Below are 18,500 nucleotides of genomic sequence, written 5' to 3'. Positions count from 1 at the left end.
GCGATCGACGGTATCGCAGCGGTTCGCGGTAGCGTCGGGGCATGGACGACGCAGTTCCCGGGACGCCGCAGACCGCGCAGGACACGCCCGCCGCCGACCCGGCCGCCCCCGCCCCTCTGGACGTGCCCCGCGCCCCCACGGGCGACCCCGGCGTGGACGCGGCCCTGGAGCGGCTCGGTGACGCCGACCACCTCGCCACGGACGGGCACGTCGAGGTGTACGAGGATGTACACCGGGGGCTGCGCGACGCGCTCACCGCGCTCGACGCACGCCCGGGACCCCCGGCGCCCCCCTCGTCCCCGTCGCCGCATGGACCTAGGAGCTGAACCGAACGTGGCAGGAGTCGCACGCCGTCGTCTCGACGCGGAGCTGGTCCGCCGGAAGCTCGCCCGCTCGCGCGAGCACGCCGGCCAGCTGATCGCCGCCGGGCGCGTCTCCGTCGGCAAGACCGTCGCGACCAAGCCCGCCACCCAGGTGGAGACGGCGGCCGCCATCGTGGTGTCCCAGGACGACAGCGATCCCGACTACGTCTCCCGGGGCGGCCACAAACTCGCCGGCGCGCTCGAGGCGTTCGTGCCGCAGGGGCTGGCCGTCGAAGGGCGCAGGGCGCTCGACGCGGGCGCGTCCACCGGCGGTTTCACCGACGTCCTGCTGCGGGCGGGCGCCGCGCACGTCGTCGCCGTGGACGTCGGATACGGCCAACTCGCGTGGTCCCTGCAGAACGATGAACGCGTCACCGTCAAGGACCGTACGAACGTACGCGAGTTGACGCTTGAGGCGATCGATGGGGAGCCTGTGGATCTTGTCGTGGGGGATCTGTCCTTCATCCCGCTCGGGCTGGTCCTGCCCGCCCTGGTGCGGTGCGTGAAGCCGGACGCCGACCTGGTGATGATGGTCAAGCCGCAGTTCGAGGTGGGCAAGGAGCGCCTCGGCAGCGGGGGAGTCGTCCGCAGCTCCCAGCTGCGGGCCGAGGCGGTCCGCGGGGTGGCGGAGAAGGCCTGGGGGCTGGGTCTCGGGGTGCAGGGCGTGACGGCCAGTCCGCTGCCCGGGCCGTCGGGGAATGTCGAATACTTCTTGTGGCTGCGGGCCGGAGCAGCGGAACTGGACCCGGCCGACGTCGACCGAGCAGTGGCGGAGGGGCCGCGTTGACCGAGAACCGAGCTCGTACTGTTTTCCTGCTCGCGCACACGGGCCGGCCCGCCGCCGTGCGCAGCGCCGAACTCGTCGTGAAGGGGCTGCTGCGCTCCGGCCTGGGGGTGCGGGTCCTGGAGGACGAGGCGCGGGACCTGCCGCTGTCCGACGAGGTGGTGCTGGTCAAGGAGGCGACCCCGCAGTGCCTCGACGGGTGCGAGCTGCTGATCGTGCTGGGCGGCGACGGCACGCTGCTGCGCGGCGCCGAGTTCGCCCGGGCGTCCGGGGTGCCGATGCTCGGCGTGAACCTCGGGCGGGTCGGGTTCCTCGCCGAGGCCGAGCGCGACGACCTCGACAAGGTCGTCGACCGGGTGGTGAGCAGGGCGTACGAGGTCGAGGAGCGCATGACCGTCGACGTCGTGGTGCACCAGAACGGTGACATCGTGCACACCGACTGGGCGCTGAACGAGGCGGCCGTGCAGAAGGTGTCCGCCGAGCGGATGCTGGAGGTCGTCCTGGAGATCGACGGGCGGCCGGTGACGGGGTTCGGCTGCGACGGCATCGTGTGCGCCACCCCGACGGGGTCGACGGCGTACGCGTTCTCGGCGGGCGGGCCGGTGGTGTGGCCGGAGGTCGAGGCGCTGCTGATGGTGCCGATCTCCGCGCACGCGCTGTTCGCCAAACCGCTGGTGACCTCGCCGGACTCCGTGCTGGCCGTGGAGGTGCTGCCGCACATCCCGCCGGGTGTGCTGTGGTGCGACGGGCGGCGGACCGTGGAGCTGCCCGCGGGCGCGCGGGTGGAGGTGCGGCGGGGGGCCGTGCCGGTCCGGCTGGCCCGGCTGCACCACGCCTCGTTCACGGACCGGCTGGTGGCCAAGTTCGCGCTCCCCGTCTCCGGGTGGCGGGGCGCGCCCCACTAGTGCGCCCCGCGCGGTGGCCGCGCGGCGTCGGTGGGTGCGGGGGAATCGCGGTGTTCACCGGTTCCCCGCGCCCCTGCGTCCGATCCACCCGCGTGGGTGACAAGGCCGGGCCGGTCGCAATCCCCGGCTCGGACCTCGTAAGGTCGTGTCCGTGTTGGAGGAGATGCGGATACGGTCGCTCGGTGTGATCGACGACGCGGTGGTCGAGCTGTCGCCGGGGTTCACCGCGGTCACCGGTGAGACGGGCGCGGGCAAGACCATGGTCGTCACCAGCCTGGGGTTGCTCCTGGGCGGGCGGGCCGACCCGGCGCTCGTGCGCATCGGGGCCGGGAAGGCGGTCGTGGAGGGACGGATCACCGTTCCCCCGGACGCCGCGGCCGCCGTGCGCGCGGAGGAGGCCGGGGCCGAACTCGACGACGGAGCGCTGCTCATCAGCCGTACCGTTTCCGCCGAGGGGCGCTCGCGGGCGCACCTGGGCGGGCGCAGCGTGCCCGTCGGCGTGCTGGCGGAGCTGGCCGACGAGCTGGTGGCCGTGCACGGGCAGACCGACCAGCAGGGGCTGCTGAAGCTGTCCCGGCAGCGGCAGGCGCTCGACCGGTACGCGGGCGACGCGGTCGCCGTCCCGCTCGCCAAGTACGGCGAGGCGTACAGGCGGCTGCGGGCCGTCTCCGCCGAGCTGGAGGAGATCACCACCCGCGCGCGGGAACGGGCCCAGGAGGCCGACCTCCTGCGCTTCGGCCTCGACGAGATCGCCGCCGTCGAACCCCGGCCCGGCGAGGACGTGGAGCTGGCCGAGGAGGCCGAGCGGCTCGGGCACGCCGAGGCGCTGGCGTCCGCCGCCGCGGCCGCGCACGCCGCCCTCGCGGGCAACCCCGAGGACCCCGAGGGCGTCGACGCCGGGACGCTCGTCGCGGGCGCCCAGCGGGCCCTGGACGCCGTACGGGCGCACGACCCGGCGCTGGCCGCCCTCGCCGACCGCATCGGCGAGATCGGGATCCTGCTGAGCGACGCGGCCGGTGACCTCGCCGGGTACGCGGACGACCTGGACGCCGACCCGCTGCGGCTGGCGGCCGTGGAGGAGCGGCGGGCCGCCCTGACCGGGCTGACGCGCAAGTACGGCGAGGACATCGCCTCCGTCCTGGCGTGGGCGGAGAACAGCGCCACCCGGCTCACCGAGCTCGACGGCGACGACGAGCGGATCGGGGAGCTGACCGCCGAGCGGGACGCGCTGCGCGGCGAGCTGGGCGGCCTCGCGCAGGCGCTGACGGACGCCCGGGCGGAGGCGGCCGAACGGTTCGCCGCGGCCGTGACGGCGGAGCTGGCCTCGCTCGCCATGCCGCACGCGCGCGTGTCGTTCGAGATCCGGCAGACCGAGGACCCCGAGGGCGTCGAGGTGGGCGGACGCCCGGTGGCGTACGGCCCGGCCGGTGCGGACGAGGTCGAGCTGCTGCTGGCCCCGCACCCCGGTGCGCCGCCCCGGCCCATCGCCAAGGGCGCCTCCGGCGGTGAGCTGTCCCGCGTGATGCTGGCCGTGGAGGTGGTCTTCGCGGGGACGGACCCGGTGCCCACGTACCTCTTCGACGAGGTCGACGCGGGCGTCGGCGGCAAGGCGGCCGTCGAGATCGGGCGCCGGCTCGCGCGGCTGGCGAAGACCGCGCAGGTCGTGGTCGTGACGCACCTGCCGCAGGTGGCGGCCTTCGCCGACCGGCAGTTGCTGGTCGAGAAGACCGACGACGGGTCCGTGACCCGCTCCGGTGTGAAGGTCCTGGAGGGCGAGGACCGGATCCGGGAGCTGTCCCGGATGCTGGCCGGCCAGGAGGACTCGGAGACGGCCCGGGCACACGCCGAGGAACTCCTGGCGACAGCGCGGGCGGACGGGTAGTCCTGGGCGGTCCGGGGTCTTCGGACCACCGGACCGCCGCCCTGGATTCCCGGCCGCTGCCCGGTGTTCGGAGGGCGTGGGGGCGGGGGCGCGGGGCCGGTGGTCACGCGGCCGGTGCGGGAGGGTCACCCAAGTTCACTCGTGTGGGTGACCTCAGCCCCGCAGGTTCCCCCGTAAGGGCGCCCCTGGCCCGCGGTGCCGGGGCTCCGGGCGTTCCCGGAACCCCCTTGTGTCCTGGCATGCTTGGCGGAGTACGCGCCGAAACCGCGTCGTGACCGCCCGACCCGAACCAGGAGCCCCGGCCACGTGACCCCCGTGAGCAGCCACTCACCGCACGGCCAGCCGCCGCTGCGCACCGTGCAGGTGCTCGGCGGAGGCAACGCCGCGAGCAGTGCGCACGTGCGCTCGCTGACCGCGGGGCTCGTCGCACGGGGCGTGCGCGTCACGGTCTGCGCCCCCCACGAGGCCGACCGCTCCTACGACTTCAGCGGCGCCGGCGCCGACCACGTCCCCGTGCCCCGCAGCAGCGACCCGGTGGCCGTGGCCGCCCTGCGGGCCGCCTGCGCCGACGCCGACCTGGTGCACGCGCACGGCCTGCACGCCTCCTTCCGCACCGTGCTCGCCCTCAGCGGCCGGCGCGTGCGCACGCCGCTGGTCGTGACGTGGCACGACCGGTCGCACGCCGAAGGGGCCCGCGCCCAGTTGCTGCGGGTGCTGGAGCGGCGGGTCGCGAAGGCGGCCACCGTGGTCCTGGGCACCTCGTCGGCGCTCGTGGACCGGGCCCGGCGCACCGGCGCGCGGGACGCCCGGCTCGCGGCGGTCGCGCTGCCCGGCCCGCGCAGGCCCCTCGAACCCGACGACCCCGATCGGCTGCGGGCCAAGGTGCGCGCCGAACTCGGCTCCATCGGACGGCCGTTGCTGATGGCCGTCGGCTCCCTGGAACGCCACCGCGGCTACGACGTCCTGCTGGACGCCGCGCGCGCGTGGCGCCGGCTGGACCCGGTGCCCCTGGTGGCCGTCGCGGGCGAGGGACCGCTGCGCGGTGAACTCCAGGCCAGGATCGAGCGCGAGGGCCTGCCGGTCCGGCTCCTCGGGCGGCGCCAGGACATCACCGACCTGCTCGCCGCGGCCGACCTCGCCGTGCTGCCGAGCCGGTGGGAGGCCCGTTCCGTCCTCGCCCAGGAGGCCCTCCACGCGCGCGTGCCGCTCGTCGCCACGGCCGTGGGCGGCGTCCCCGAACTCGTCGGCGACGCGGCCGAACTCGTCCCCGGCGGCGACGCCCGGGCCCTCGCCGACTCCGTCGTCCGGCTGCTCGGCGACCCCGCCCGCCGCGAGCTGCTGCGCGCCAGGGGCGTCCGGCAGGCGGCGACCTGGCCGACCGAGGACGAGACGGTGGCCCAGGTGCTCAGCGTCTACGACGAACTGACCCAGCCCCAGCCGCTGGTCTGAGGCGCCTCACCGCACGTGCCTGCGGGCCCGCAGGGCCAGGCTCAGGGCCAGGACCGTCTGCGGGTCGTCCAGGTCTGTGCCCAGCAACTCCCCGATGCGCGCCAGGCGGTTGTAGAGGGTCTGCCGGTTGAGGTGCAGCTCCCGGGCCGTCTCCGCCTTGCGGCCGGCGTGGGCGAGGTACGTCGCCAGGGTGGGCAGCAGCGGCGGTTTGGAGCGCCGGTCGTGCTCCAGGACCGGCCCGAGCGCCCGGTCGACGAACGCCGCCAGGTCCGGCTGGTCCCGCAGCCGCCACAGCAGCAGGTCGATGTCGAGGCGGCGGGCGTCGTACCAGGGCCGGTCCGGCAGCCCCCGGGCCGCGGTCGCCGTCTCGGCCGCGTGCCGCAGACCCGAGGCCACCGCCGGCCAGCCGCCGCCCAGGCCCACGACCACCACGGGCGGCTGCCCGCCCGGCCGCAGCGTCCCGGCCCGTCCCACCCCGGCCCGCAGGGCCGCCGCGACCCGGTCCGCCACCGTCTCCCGCTCCGACTCCGCCCGCAGCCCCAGCAGCACCAGCAGCCGTCCCTCCACCGGCCGCACCCCGAGCAGCACCGGCACGCCCACCGCCGCCAGCTCCTCCGAGACCGCTCTCGCCAGCACCGCCCAGCCCCCGCCGGACGGCAGGGCGTCCCCCAGCCGCATCACCACCGGCAGCAGCGGGCCCTCGCCCGGCCGGAACCCCAGCACCCGCGCCTGCGCCGGCGCGTCCTGTGCCGTGACCCGGCCCTCGGCCAGGTCGGTGAGGAAGTCGCCGCGCCCGCGCGCCGCCAGTTCCTCCTCCTGCCGGGCCTGCATCAGCACCACGGCGAGGATCCCCGCGGCCCGTTCGGCGGCCATCCGGTGCAGGGGCGCCAGGGCGGAGCGGACGGGCAGCAGGACCAGCCGCGCACGCACACCCCCGCTGCCCGGCCCGCCGCCCGGCACGTCGACCAGGACCGAACCGGCCAGGGGGGCCTCGTCCTTGTGCTGGCCGCGCAGCCCCTCCCACACCTGCAGCGGGTCGGCGCCCTCGGGCCCGGCGCCGGCGGCGTAGAGCAACTGCCCCTCCGCCGTCTCCAGGAACACCGGGTTGTGGGCGAAGTCGGCGAGGATGCCGAGGACCTGGGGCACCCCGCCCCCGCCCAGCACGGCCCGCGTGCACCGCCGGTGCACCTCCTCGGCCCGCTGGAGCAGGGCGTAATGGCCGTTGACGATCTCGGTGTGGACCTCCTCGGTGACCGTCACGAACGCCACCTCGCGGTGCAGCTGCACCAGCGGCAGCCCGGCCGTGCGGGCGGTGTCGACGAGGGCCGCGGGCAGCCGGGTGAAGCGCGGCCCGAGCTCCACCACCAGGGCGGCGATGCCGCGCTCGGCCAGGGTGCGCACGAACGCCCGCTGCTCGGCGGGGCGCGTGCCGAGACCGTAGCCGGTGGTCAGCAGGAGTTCTCCGCCCTTGAGCAGCGAGGCGATGTGCGGCACCTCGCCGGCGTGCACCCAGCGCACGGTGCGCCCGAGCCGCTCGGAGCCCGCGAGCACCTCGGGCAGCCCGCTGCGCAACGCGGGAAGCTCCAGAGCCCGCTGCACGGTGATCCCGGCGCCCTGGGTGCCGTACGCGCTGTCCGTCCCGCTGTCCATGTGCCGGACGCTACCCGGGCCGGTGCCCTGCGGACATCTCCGGGCGGCACCGGGACGATCACCGCCCCGGCCGGGCGCCCCGGGCCGTGCCGGAATACGGCGTGGCCGCCCGGGTACGGGCGCGGTCATGGACATGAGCGTGGTGGCGGTGGAGCGGGAGGACGACAGTCCGGTCGAGGAGCCGTTGCGGGTGGCGGTGCTCGCCGACCGGCTCGGGTACGGGGAGGTGTGGGCGGGCGAAGGGCCGACCTGGGACGCGTTCGTGCTGGCGACGGCGATCGGCGCGGCCACCGAGCGGGTGGCGCTGACGGCCGGGCCCGTGCCGGTCCACGTGCGCGATCCGCTCACGGTCGTCCGGGGGGCGGCCTCGGCCGCCGCCGTCACCGGACGGAGCGTCGGCGTGGCCCTCGGCACCTCCGGCAAGCGTGTGGTGGAGGGCGTGCACGGCCGGCAGCGCACCCGGCCCGCCGCCACCCTCGCCCACGGCGCGGCGGCCGTACGGGAGCTGATGGACGGCCTGCCCGGCGAACCGGTGGTCCCCGGCAGCGGCTTCCCGCGCCGGCTGCCGCCGCCCGGCGGGTCCCTCACCGTCGCCGCCTTCGGGGAGCGGGCGGTCGCCGCGGCGGTCGCGCACGCCGACCGGATGCTGCTCGACATCGTCTCGCCCGGGCAGGTGCGCATGCTGCGCGAGCGGATGCTCGCGGCGGCGAGGAAGGCCGGGCGCACCCCGCCCCGGCTGGCGGCCTGGCTGCCCGCGGCCGTGGACCCCGGGCCGGAGGCGGTCACGCAGATCCTGCGCAGCGTCGCCGGCTACCTTGCCGTGCCGGGCTACAGCGACATGTTCGTGGACGCCGGCTTCGCCGAGGTCGTCGAACTGGCCGTCAAGGGCGCCGACCGGGACACCCTCGTCCGGGCCCTGCCGCCCGAGGCCGCGGCCACGGTCGCGCTCGTCGGCGACACGGCCGCCGTCCGGGCCCGCATCGACGCCTACGCCGAGGCCGGCCTGGACGAGATCGCGCTGGTCCCGGCCACCGCGGGCGACCCGGCGGGGGAGCGCACGCTCACGGCGCTCGCCCCGGGGTGAGCGCCGCGGCGGGCCGTGCCGATCAGCCGCCGTAGGCGCCCGAGGCCGTCAGACGCAGCGCCGTGTCGATGAGCGGCACGTGGCTGAAGGCCTGCGGGAAGTTGCCCACCTGGCGCTGCAGGCGCGGGTCCCACTCCTCCGCGAGCAGGCCCAGGTCGTTGCGCAGCGACAGCAGCTTCTCGAACAGCCGCCGCGCCTCGTCCACCCGCCCGATCATCGCCAGGTCGTCGGCCATCCAGAACGAGCACGCGAGGAACGCGCCCTCGTCGCCGGGCAGACCGTCGACGCCCTCGTCGTCGCCCTCGGTCGGGTAGCGCAGGATGAAGCCGTCCGCTGTGGACAGCTCCCGCTGGATCGCCTCGATGGTGCCGATGACCCGCTTGTCGTCCGGCGGCAGGAAGCCCACCTGCGGGATCAGCAGCAGGGAGGCGTCCAGCTCCTTGGAGCCGTAGGACTGCGTGAAGGTGTTGCGCTCCTTGTCGTAGCCCTTCTCGCAGACGTCCCGGTGGATCTCCTCGCGCAGGTCCTTCCAGCGCTCCAGCGGGCCGTCCGCGTCACCGGACTCGATCAGCTTGATCGTGCGGTCGACGGCGACCCAGGCCATCACCTTGGAGTGCACGAAGTGGCGGCGCGGGCCGCGCACCTCCCAGATGCCCTCGTCCGGCTCCTGCCAGTGGCCCTCCAGGTAGCGGATGAGCTTCAGCTGGAGCAGCGAGGCGTAGTCGTTGCGCGCGAGGCCCGTCATGTGCGCCAGGTGCAGCGCCTCGGTGACCTCGCCGTACACGTCCAGCTGGAGCTGGTGGGCCGCGCCGTTGCCGACCCGGACCGGGGCGGAGTTCTCGTAGCCCGGCAGCCAGTCCAGCTCCGCCTCGCCCAGCTCGCGCTCGCCGGCGATGCCGTACATGATCTGCAGGTTCTCGGGGTCGCCGGCGACCGCGCGCAGCAGCCACTCGCGCCAGGCGCGGGCCTCCTCGCGGTAGCCGGTGCGCAGCAGCGAGGACAGGGTGATGGCCGCGTCGCGCAGCCAGGTGTAGCGGTAGTCCCAGTTGCGGACGCCGCCGATGTCCTCCGGCAGGGAGGTGGTGGGCGCGGCGACGATGCCGCCGGTGGGGGCGTACGTCAGCGCCTTCAGGGTGATCAGCGAGCGGACCACGGCCTCGCGGTAGGGGCCGTGGTACGTACAGTGGTCCACCCACTCGCGCCAGAAGTCCTCGGTCGCCTCCAGCGACTGCTCCGGTTCGGGCAGCGCCGGCGGCTCCTTGTGCGAGGGCTGCCAGGAGATCGTGAACGCGATCCGGTCGCCCGGGGACACGGTGAAGTCCGAGTACGTCGTCAGCGATTCGCCGTAGGTCTCCGCGAGTGTGTCGAACCACACGGAGTCGGGGCCCGCGACGGCGACCGTGCGCCCCTCGTGCTTGTGCACCCAGGGCACGACCCGGCCGTAGGAGAAGCGCATCCGCAGCTCCGAGCGCATCGGCACCCGGCCCGAGACGCCCTCCACGATGCGGATGAGCTGCGGGGCGCCGTCACGCGGCGGCATGAAGTCCGTCACCCGGACCGTGCCCCGCTGGGTGTCCCACTCGGACTCCAGGATCAGCGAGTCGCCGCGGTAGTGGCGCCGGGCCGCGGTGGGCGGTTCCTGGTCGGAGGCGAACGCGGGGCCGAGCCGCCAGAAGCCGTGCTCCTCGGTGCCCAGCAGGCCGGCGAAGATGGCGTGCGAGTCGAAGCGCGGCAGGCACAGCCAGTCGACCGTCCCGTCCCGGCAGACCAGGGCAGCGGTCTGCATGTCTCCGATGAGTGCGTAGTCTTCGATGCGCCCGGCCACGTGCAACTCCAGTCGAACGGCCACGTCACCCCGCAAGGGGGCTGTCGCTTGGTGCGGTCAAGGGGGATTCAGCAAGTCTTGCAATGCGTCGTTGAGCGATGAAGCAAAACAGGTCACTCAGCCGTGATGCAAAGCGCCAATTCTTGCTCAACGAACTGACGAGCTCACGTTGTTCCGGTTACGTACGGGCGGGGGGTGGTGCCGTTGGGCCGGGCGGGCTCGGCAGCGAGTGTCCGAGCAGGATACGACGCACGCGGATGTTCCGGGTGCCCGTCGCGGCAAGGCGGGTACGCCGAACGAGTGAGCAGCGGGTGAGGGACCGGTGACGATGACCGCGCCGTGTCGGAATGTGCGCGGAGGGTGGCCGGAAGCCAGTACCTCGCGGCGCTGATACGCTGGTAGCCCGTGGACCGGTGGGCGTCTGACCCCCGAACCGCACCTCCAGATCGCGACCACGGGAGCCCCCTCTTGGCCATGCCCAATTCCACGACGACCAAGCACATCTTCGTCACCGGGGGTGTCGCCTCCTCGCTCGGCAAGGGCCTGACGGCCTCCAGCCTCGGCATGCTGCTCAAGGCCCGGGGCCTGCGCGTCGTGATGCAGAAGCTCGACCCGTACCTGAACGTCGACCCCGGCACGATGAACCCCTTCCAGCACGGTGAGGTGTTCGTCACCAACGACGGCGCCGAGACCGACCTGGACATCGGCCACTACGAGCGCTTCCTCGACCGCGACCTCGACGGCTCGGCGAACGTCACCACCGGCCAGGTCTACAACACCGTGATCGCCAAGGAGCGGCGCGGCGAGTACCTGGGCGACACCGTGCAGGTCATCCCGCACATCACCAACGAGATCAAGCACCGCATCCGCCGCATGGCGACGGACGAGGTCGACGTCGTGATCACGGAGGTCGGCGGCACGGTCGGCGACATCGAGTCGCTGCCGTTCCTGGAGACCGTCCGCCAGGTCCGTCACGAGGTCGGCCGCGACAACGTCTTCGTCGTCCACATCTCGCTCCTGCCGTACATCGGCCCCTCGGGTGAGCTGAAGACGAAGCCCACCCAGCACTCGGTTGCGGCCCTGCGCAACATCGGTATCCAGCCGGACGCCATCGTGCTGCGCTGCGACCGCGAGGTCCCCACCGCGATCAAGCGGAAGATCTCGCTGATGTGCGACGTCGACGAGGCCGCCGTCGTGGCCTGCCCCGACGCCCGCTCGATCTACGACATCCCCAAGACCGTGCACGGCGAGGGCCTGGACGCCTACGTCGTCCGCAAGCTCGACCTCCCCTTCCGCGACGTGGACTGGACGACCTGGGACGACCTGCTCGACCGCGTCCACAACCCCGACCACGAGATCACCCTCGCCCTGGTCGGCAAGTACATCGACCTGCCCGACGCCTACCTGTCGGTCACCGAGGCGCTGCGCGCCGGCGGCTTCGCCAACCGCGCCCGCGTGAAGATCAAGTGGGTCACCTCCGACGACTGCAAGACCCCGGCCGGCGCCGCGGCCCAGCTCGGCGACGTCGACGGCATCTGCATCCCCGGCGGCTTCGGCGAGCGCGGGGTGAACGGCAAGGTCGGCGCCATCCGCTACGCCCGCGAGAACAAGGTGCCGCTGCTCGGCCTCTGCCTGGGCCTGCAGTGCATCGTCATCGAGGCCGCGCGCAACCTGGCCGACATCTCCGACGCCAACTCCACCGAGTTCGACCCCGCCACCGGGCACCCGGTCATCTCCACCATGGCCGAGCAGATGGACATCGTCGCCGGTGAGGGCGACATGGGCGGCACCATGCGGCTCGGCATGTACCCGGCCAAGCTGGCCGAGGGCTCGATCGTGCGCGAGGTGTACGACGGCAAGGAGTACGTCGAGGAGCGCCACCGGCACCGCTACGAGGTGAACAACGCCTACCGGGCCGAGCTGGAGAAGCAGGCGGGCATCCTGTTCTCCGGCACCTCGCCGGACGGCAAGCTCGTCGAGTACGTCGAGTACCCGCGCGACGTCCACCCCTACCTGGTCGCCACGCAGGCGCACCCGGAGCTGCGCTCGCGCCCGACGCGTCCGCACCCGCTGTTCGCCGGGCTCGTCAAGGCCGCGGTCGAGCGGAAGACTTCGAAGTAACACACCAGTTGTACGGTGGCCGGGGTGCATTCCTTCAAAGGGTGTGCACCCCGGTTCCGTTTCGGCAGGTCGTGCACGGCACGTGGAAGGACAGGCATGACGATCAAGGACACCCCGGAGGAGTGGGAGGTCCGGGCGACGGACACTCCGTTCGTGGGCAACAAGACCTCCGTGCGCACCGATGACGTGGTCATGCCCGACGGCACCGTGGTCGGCCGTGACTACCAGGTCCACCCCGGCTCCGTGGCCGTCCTCGCCCTCGACGAGGCCGACCGCGTCCTGGTCCTGCGCCAGTACCGCCACCCCGTGCGCCACAAGCTCTGGGAGATCCCGGCCGGTCTGCTCGACGTCCCCGGCGAGAACCCGCTGCACGCGGCACAGCGCGAGCTGTACGAGGAGGCGCACGTCAAGGCCGAGGACTGGCGGGTGCTGACCGACGTCTACACCACGCCGGGCGGCTGCGACGAGGCCGTGCGGATTTTCCTCGCGCGTGAGCTGTCCGAGGCCGTGGGCGAGCGGTTCGCGGTCGCGGAGGAGGAGGCCGACATGGAACTCGACCGGGTGCCGGTCGAGGACCTGGTGCGGGGTGTGCTCGCCGGCGAGCTGCACAACAACTGCCTGGTCGTGGGCGTCCTGTCCCTGGTTGCCGCGCGGTCCGGCGACGGCCTGGACGCCCTGCGCCCGGCCCAGGCCCCGTGGCCGGCCCGCCCGTTCGAGGCGTAGGGCTCCGCCCGGAGGGCCGGGGCTGTGGCGGGCCGGGGCCGTGCGGGCCGTCGGTCGGGTGCGGCGGCGTCGTGGCCGGTCGCGCAGTTCCCCGCGCCCCTCTTGTGCGCCGTCGTCGGCGGTTCCCGCGCCCCGTCGGGGTGCGGCACCCCGAGGCGTGTGGTCCTACGATCTGCTGATCCGATCGGGGGATGCGGCCGTCGCGCCTGCCCCGCTGTTCCTGGGGCGTTGCAGAGCGTGAACTAGGCTCTGGGGCACGCCCGAACCGGAGTCCCGGCGGGCTCGCGTGTGCGGTGGGACGGGAGTGTGGCCCGTGACGGAACAGGTCGTGAGGACGGACGACGCGCGTCCGGCCGGGCGCGCTGCCGGGCAGCGCGAGTTCCTGGGCCGCACGCGGGAGTTGAAGGAACTGCGCGCCGACATCGAGCGCGCCGGACTGGACACCCTGGCCGGCCGCAAGGCACCCCGCGCGCGGGTGCTGCTCATCGCCGGCCGGCCCGGCTCCGGCCGTACCGCGCTCGCCGCGGAACTCGTGCGGCAGGTCGCGGACCGTTACCCCGACGGAGTGCTGCGCGCCCGCCTGACCGACCCCGACGGCACCCCCGTCCCCGTGGCGCGCGCCGCCCGGGAGCTGCTCGGCGCCCTGGACGAAGCGGCACCCGCCGGGGCCTGCGCGGACGACCTCACCGACGCCCTGCGCACCGCCCTGGCCGGCCGGCGCGCAGTGCTCCTGCTGGACGACGCCGCCGACGCGGGGCAGGTCGACGCCCTGCTCCCCGAGACCCCGGACTGCCTGGTGGTGGCGGTCTCCGCGGGCCCGCTGACCGGCATCTCCGACGTCCGCCCCTGCACCCTGGGCGGCCTGGACGCCAAGTCGGGGGTGGAGCTGCTCGCCCGGCACACCGGCTCGGTCCGGATCACCGTCGACCCCCGGGCCGCCGAAGGGCTGGCCGAGGAGTGCCAGGGGCAGCCGGCCGCCCTGACGCTGGCGGGCCGCTGGCTGGCGGCCCGGCCCAAGGCGGCCGTCTCCGATCTGGCCAAGCAGCTGCGCGCGGAGGACACCGAGGGCGCCGCCCTGACCCGGGTCTTCCGGCTCGCCCACGCCGCGCTGCCCGCGAGCGCCGCCCGGATGCTGCGCCTGCTCGCCCTCGCCCCGGCCGGGCTGGTCGACCCGCACACCGCCTCGGCGCTGGCCGGCTGCTCGGTGGACAGCGCCCGCGGCGTCCTCGACGACTTCACCGCCCTGGGCTTCCTGCACGCCGTCGACTCCCCGCTGCCGCAGTACGAGGTGCCCGCGTGCCTCCACCCCGAGCTGCGGATCCTCGTCGCGCACCACGAGCGCCCCGCCGAGCTGCAGCTGGCCCGCGCCCGCATGCTGGAGCGGACCGTGCGGCTGCTCCAGGCCTGCCGGGCGATCACCGAGACCGACAGCCCCCAGGCCCGCCGGAAGCTCCTGGAGATGCCGCCCGCCCTGCGCTTCCCCACTCCCCGGGCGGCGGCGGAGTGGCTGCGGCTGAGCCGTCCCGCCCTGCTGGCGGCCGCCCGGCTCGCGGTCGCCGACGGCGAGCTGGACACCCTGGCCCGGCGGCTGATGTCCCAGCTGGTACGGGCCATGGCGGCCCACGTCGGCACCCTGGCCGCGGCGCCCGACCTCCACGAGATCCACAGCCTCGTCCTCCAGGTGGCCGACCGGCGGAACCTGCCCCGCGAGCGGGCCGCCGCCCTGCTGAACCTCGGGGACCTCGACGCCCGCGCCGGCCGCACCGAGGACGCCCTGGCGCGCTACCGGGACGCGCTGGACGCCGGACGCGAGGTGAACGACCCGTACGCGACCGGGCGGGCGATGGAATCCGTAGGCGGGGCGCACCTGGAGCTCGGGGACGTCGACCGGGCCGCCGACTGGTTCGGCCGGGCCCTGGTCGAGCGGCTCGCCCGGGGCGAGCACGCCGACGCCGCCCGGCTGTACGGGCGCATCGCCGCCGCCCACACCCTGGCGGGCCGCCACGGCGAGGCCCTGCGCAACTGGCGCGCCGCGATCGCCGGGCACCGCAGGAGCGGCGACGCGGGCGCCCAGGCCCGGGCGTTGGGCGAGCTGGCACGGGTGCAGGAGGACGCCGGCCGGCCCGAGGAGGCGCTGCGCACCTGCCGGGAGGCGGTGGAGTGGGCGCGACGGGCGGACGATCCGCGCCTGCAGGCGGCCCTGCATCTGCGGGCCGCCGACACCCTGGAGCACCTGGGCGATCCGGCCTCGGCCGGGCTGCACCGGGGCGCCGCCGAGCGGATTCTCGAAGACTCAAACCTTCAAAACGACCCAGACGCCTGCGAAATCCGTACCGCACCAGCTGAAGATTGATGCAATGAAAGGCTAGACAGCAGGAACACCTTCATTAGACTGGCTCTGCCGCACGTTCCCTGCGGTCTCTCCCGGTGTGCCCGTGCGTGCCCGGGTATGTCTAAGAAATACCCCCCATACCCTCTGAGCCAAGGACCGTGATCGACGTGAAGGTCGGCATCCCCCGCGAGGTCAAGAACAACGAGTTCCGGGTGGCCATCACCCCCGCCGGCGTCCACGAGCTGGTGCGCCACGGCCACCAGGTCGTCATCGAGCGCGACGCCGGTGTCGGCTCCTCGATCACGAACGAGGAGTACGTCGCCGCCGGCGCGCAGATCCTGGACACCGCCGACGAGGTGTGGGCCGCCGCCGACCTGCTGCTGAAGGTCAAGGAGCCCATCGCCGAGGAGTACCACCGCCTCCGCAAGGACCAGACGCTCTTCACCTACCTGCACCTGGCCGCCTCCAAGGAGTGCACCGACGCCCTGCTGGAGTCCGGCACCACGGCCATCGCCTACGAGACCGTCGAGCTGCCGAACCGCGCGCTGCCGCTGCTCGCCCCGATGTCCGAGGTCGCGGGCCGCCTGGCCCCGCAGGTCGGCGCCTACCACCTGATGCGCGCCAACGGCGGCCGCGGCGTGCTGCCCGGCGGCGTCCCCGGCGTGCTGGCCGGCCGTGCCGTCGTCATCGGCGGCGGCGTCTCCGGCTGGAACGCCGCGCAGATCGCCATCGGGATGGGCTTCCACGTGACCCTGCTCGACAAGGACATCAACAAGCTCCGCGAGGCCGACAAGATCTTCGGCACGAAGATCCAGACCGTCGTCTCCAACGCCTTCGAGCTGGAGAAGGCCTGCCTGGAGGCCGACCTCGTCATCGGCGCGGTGCTCATCCCCGGCGCCAAGGCCCCGAAGCTGGTCACCAACGAGCTGGTCTCCCGCATGAAGCCCGGAAGTGTCCTTGTCGACATCGCGATCGACCAGGGCGGCTGCTTCGAGGACTCCCGTCCGACCACGCACGCCGAACCGGCCTTCAAGGTGCACGAGTCGGTCTTCTACTGCGTCGCCAACATGCCCGGCGCGGTGCCCAACACCTCCACCTACGCGCTGACCAACGCCACGCTGCCCTACATCGTCGAACTGGCCGACCACGGCTGGGTGGACGCGCTGCGCCGCGACCCGGCGCTCGCCAAGGGTCTCAACACGCATGACGGCAAGGTCGTTTACCGCGAGGTCGCGGAGGCGCACGGCGTGGAGCACGTCGAGCTGTCCTCGCTGCTCGGCTGAGCCCCGCACCGACATCCGCAGCCGGTAAGTCGGCTAAGTCACTCCGCGGCAAAGGCGATACGTCAACACGCACCGTCAACGCCGCGCACCCGGCCGGACCTTGCCCGCAAGGTCCGGCCGGATGTGTGTATGGTCACTTCGCGGTTCTCGGGCAACTCGCCTCGAACGTAACCCTTCAACCGATTCGCACACCGGTGAAACCTGCCGTGCGACGGCCGTACGCCCTTGACAGCGGGATGTTTCATTGCCGACACATCGGGCCGGGTCCGGCGGATTGTGTTGCTGCGGACGCCCGACACGCCATAGAGTCGCCAACCGTCGGCATGGTGCCACGCTGACCTGTCTAGAAGTTTCCTGGTCACCAAGGAGGTAAGACGACTTGTGAATGAGTCGACATTTACTCCCGGGGGTGGTCAACCAGGAATGCCTGCACGGGACCAGGGGCCCGCGGGCTTCGCGGCTGTCGGCTCCGTCGCTGTGCGCACCTTCGCAGCCCACCAGAGTCAGCAGGCGACTCACACAGCACACCAGAAGATGGATGGCCATCACGTGAACGCCATGGCCGGCGACGGAAGTGGCGCGCCCCACAACCACTTCGCCGACTACGACGAACTGCCCGAGGGGCACTTCTACGACCCCGACGCGGAGTACGAGCCCGATCCCGAGTACGCGGCCACTCTCGCGCCCGACGCGGCCAGACAGCGCCGGGAGCGCGTCGGCCCGACCGGGCGCCCGCTGCCGTACTTCCCGATCCCGGGCCCGCTGACCGACCACGGACCCGCGAAGATCATCGCGATGTGCAACCAGAAGGGCGGCGTCGGCAAGACCACGTCGACCATCAACCTGGGTGCCGCGCTCGCGGAGTACGGACGCCGTGTCCTGCTCGTGGACTTCGACCCGCAGGGCGCGCTGTCGGTCGGACTCGGCGTCAATCCGATGGAGCTCGACCTCACCGTCTACAACCTGCTCATGGAGCGGGGGATGGCGGCCGACGAGGTGCTGCTGAAGACGGCGGTCCCCAACATGGACCTGCTGCCCAGCAACATCGACCTGTCGGCGGCCGAGGTCCAGCTCGTCTCCGAGGTCGCCCGCGAGTCGACGCTGCAGCGCGCCCTGAAGCCGCTGCTGGACGACTACGACTTCATCGTCATCGACTGCCAGCCCTCGCTCGGCCTGCTCACGGTCAACGCCCTGACGGCCGCGCACAAGGTGATCGTGCCGCTGGAGTGCGAGTTCTTCGCGCTGCGCGGGGTGGCCCTGCTGACCGAGACCATCGAGAAGGTCCAGGAGCGGCTCAACCCCGACCTGGAGCTCGACGGCATCCTCGCCACGATGTACGACTCGCGCACGGTGCACAGCCGTGAGGTGCTCGCGCGTGTCGTCGAGGCGTTCGACGACCACGTCTACCACACGGTCATCGGGCGCACGGTCCGGTTCCCGGAGACCACGGTCGCCGGTGAGCCGATCACCACGTACGCCTCCAACTCCGTCGGTGCCGCCGCCTACCGCCAGCTCGCCAGGGAGGTGCTCGCCCGGTGTCACGCCGAGTGAGTCTGCCGGGGGCCGACGAACTCTTCCGTACGACAGGGGGGATGGGACTGCAGCCGTCCTCGCCCAGGCGTCCGGCCAACGGCGACGCCCGGGTGCCCGCTCCGGCGGGGGAGGGCGGCGCGGCGGCGGAGGACGTCCCGCAGTCGGTGCCCGCCCAGGGCGGCGACGGCGAGGGCGCGGAGCACGTCGCGGCGGACACGGACCGGTCCGAGGCCGCGGAGTCCCGCAGCCGCTCCGGTGCGGGACGCCGGACGGCGGCGCAGGAAGGTTCTGCCGCCGACGCCGCGGCCCCGCGCAAGCGCGGGCGGGCCGCCGCCCGCCGCCCCAGCGGCCGTGAGCGGCACGACGAGAAGATCACCGTGTACGTGTCGGCCGAGGAGCTCATGGACCTGGAGCACGCCCGGCTCGTGCTCCGCGGCGAGCACGGTCTGGCCGTCGACCGCGGACGCATCGTCCGCGAGGCGGTCGCAGTGGTCCTCGCCGACCTGGAGACCCGGGGAGACGCCAGCATCCTCGTACGACGGCTGCGCGGGCGGTAGCGGTAGCCTG

At 73.6% G+C, this 18,500-nt stretch carries 14 protein-coding genes; 12 read left to right on the top strand and 2 right to left on the bottom strand.

Translation table 11 applies throughout. The features are described from left to right. The first annotated feature begins 41 nt into the window (after positions 1-41). From ACFYWG_RS31515 to ACFYWG_RS31495, 5 genes are all read left to right on the top strand, one after another. A complete protein-coding gene (locus ACFYWG_RS31515; protein ID WP_385420577.1) occupies positions 42-326 on the top strand; it encodes a hypothetical protein in 285 nt (94 codons plus the stop codon). Positions 327-333: 7 nt separating this feature from the next. Further along, positions 334-1,149: a TlyA family RNA methyltransferase gene (locus ACFYWG_RS31510; protein WP_389204333.1), complete on the top strand. Its 816-nt coding sequence runs from the start codon at positions 334-336 to the stop codon at positions 1,147-1,149. After that, on the top strand, positions 1,146-2,051 hold the full coding sequence (locus ACFYWG_RS31505; protein WP_369198030.1) for an NAD kinase: 906 nt from the start codon (positions 1,146-1,148) through the stop codon (positions 2,049-2,051). Before ACFYWG_RS31510 ends, ACFYWG_RS31505 begins: the two co-directional genes overlap by 4 nt. 163 nt (positions 2,052-2,214) lie before the next feature. Further along, positions 2,215-3,933 carry a DNA repair protein RecN gene (gene recN / locus ACFYWG_RS31500; RefSeq protein ID WP_376331341.1) on the top strand — a complete coding sequence of 573 codons (1,719 nt, stop codon included), beginning with the start codon at positions 2,215-2,217 and terminating at the stop codon, positions 3,931-3,933. 306 nt (positions 3,934-4,239) lie between these two features. Next, positions 4,240-5,382 carry a glycosyltransferase family 4 protein gene (locus ACFYWG_RS31495; RefSeq protein WP_389204332.1) on the top strand — a complete coding sequence of 381 codons (1,143 nt, stop codon included), beginning with the start codon at positions 4,240-4,242 and terminating at the stop codon, positions 5,380-5,382. Positions 5,383-5,388: 6 nt separating this feature from the next. Here the strand turns inward: ACFYWG_RS31495 and ACFYWG_RS31490 are convergent, their stop codons facing one another. After that, entirely contained in the window at positions 5,389-7,032 is a 1,644-nt protein-coding gene (locus tag ACFYWG_RS31490) for a PucR family transcriptional regulator (RefSeq protein WP_383508926.1), read from the bottom strand. Positions 7,033-7,159: 127 nt separating this feature from the next. Here ACFYWG_RS31490 and ACFYWG_RS31485 point away from each other — a divergent pair, with 127 nt between their 5' ends. Continuing rightward, complete coding sequence (locus ACFYWG_RS31485) at positions 7,160-8,116, top strand: LLM class F420-dependent oxidoreductase (protein WP_389204331.1); 957 nt, start codon at positions 7,160-7,162, stop codon at positions 8,114-8,116. A gap of 22 nt (positions 8,117-8,138) precedes the next feature. On the opposite strand, the gene ACFYWG_RS31480 is transcribed toward ACFYWG_RS31485, so the two are convergent. Beyond that, positions 8,139-9,941 (bottom strand): glycoside hydrolase family 15 protein, encoded by a 1,803-nt coding sequence (locus ACFYWG_RS31480; protein ID WP_389204347.1) that lies wholly within the window; start codon positions 9,939-9,941, stop codon positions 8,139-8,141. Positions 9,942-10,415: 474 nt separating this feature from the next. Here ACFYWG_RS31480 and ACFYWG_RS31475 point away from each other — a divergent pair, with 474 nt between their 5' ends. The 6 genes from ACFYWG_RS31475 (at position 10,416) to ACFYWG_RS31450 (ending at position 18,490) form a co-directional block, all read left to right on the top strand. Continuing rightward, positions 10,416-12,062, top strand: coding sequence for a CTP synthase (locus tag ACFYWG_RS31475; protein ID WP_376331224.1), 1,647 nt, complete (start codon positions 10,416-10,418; stop codon positions 12,060-12,062). A gap of 96 nt (positions 12,063-12,158) precedes the next feature. Continuing rightward, positions 12,159-12,785, top strand: a complete 627-nt coding sequence (locus ACFYWG_RS31470; RefSeq protein ID WP_376331226.1) for an NUDIX domain-containing protein — start codon at positions 12,159-12,161, stop codon at positions 12,783-12,785. A gap of 313 nt (positions 12,786-13,098) precedes the next feature. After that, the gene (locus tag ACFYWG_RS31465; protein WP_385420586.1) at positions 13,099-15,138 is read left to right on the top strand and encodes a tetratricopeptide repeat protein; all 2,040 of its coding nucleotides are present in this window, start codon (positions 13,099-13,101) and stop codon (positions 15,136-15,138) included. A 137-nt stretch (positions 15,139-15,275) separates the two neighbouring features. Continuing rightward, a complete protein-coding gene (gene ald / locus ACFYWG_RS31460) occupies positions 15,276-16,400 on the top strand; it encodes an alanine dehydrogenase (RefSeq protein WP_376331230.1) in 1,125 nt (374 codons plus the stop codon). 423 nt (positions 16,401-16,823) lie between these two features. Further along, positions 16,824-17,951: a ParA family protein gene (locus tag ACFYWG_RS31455; protein WP_333934692.1), complete on the top strand. Its 1,128-nt coding sequence runs from the start codon at positions 16,824-16,826 to the stop codon at positions 17,949-17,951. Beyond that, on the top strand, positions 17,936-18,490 hold the full coding sequence (locus ACFYWG_RS31450) for a hypothetical protein (RefSeq protein WP_376331232.1): 555 nt from the start codon (positions 17,936-17,938) through the stop codon (positions 18,488-18,490). The genes ACFYWG_RS31455 and ACFYWG_RS31450 overlap by 16 nt, the downstream gene beginning before the upstream one ends. Positions 18,491-18,500: the final 10 nt, after the last annotated feature.

The organism is Streptomyces sp. NPDC003456, assembly GCF_042878735.1.
In the GTDB taxonomy this organism is placed as follows: domain Bacteria; phylum Actinomycetota; class Actinomycetes; order Streptomycetales; family Streptomycetaceae; genus Streptomyces.
The sequence above is the reverse complement of the archived record's forward strand: the minus strand, read 5'-3'. Positions and strand labels throughout refer to the sequence as shown.

Bases quoted from the DNA above. Each gene is read 5' to 3' on its own strand.
- ACFYWG_RS31455 (WP_333934692.1), top strand. From the start codon at position 16,824: ATGCCTGCACGGGACCAGGGGCCCGCGGGCTTCGCGGCTGTCGGCTCC.
- ACFYWG_RS31475 (WP_376331224.1), top strand. From the start codon at position 10,416: ATGCCCAATTCCACGACGACCAAGCACATCTTCGTCACCGGGGGTGTC.
- recN (WP_376331341.1), top strand. From the start codon at position 2,215: ATGCGGATACGGTCGCTCGGTGTGATCGACGACGCGGTGGTCGAGCTG.
- ACFYWG_RS31515 (WP_385420577.1), top strand. From the start codon at position 42: ATGGACGACGCAGTTCCCGGGACGCCGCAGACCGCGCAGGACACGCCC.
- ACFYWG_RS31470 (WP_376331226.1), top strand. From the start codon at position 12,159: ATGACGATCAAGGACACCCCGGAGGAGTGGGAGGTCCGGGCGACGGAC.
- ACFYWG_RS31490 (WP_383508926.1), bottom strand. From the start codon at position 7,032: ATGGACAGCGGGACGGACAGCGCGTACGGCACCCAGGGCGCCGGGATC.
- ACFYWG_RS31485 (WP_389204331.1), top strand. From the start codon at position 7,160: ATGGACATGAGCGTGGTGGCGGTGGAGCGGGAGGACGACAGTCCGGTC.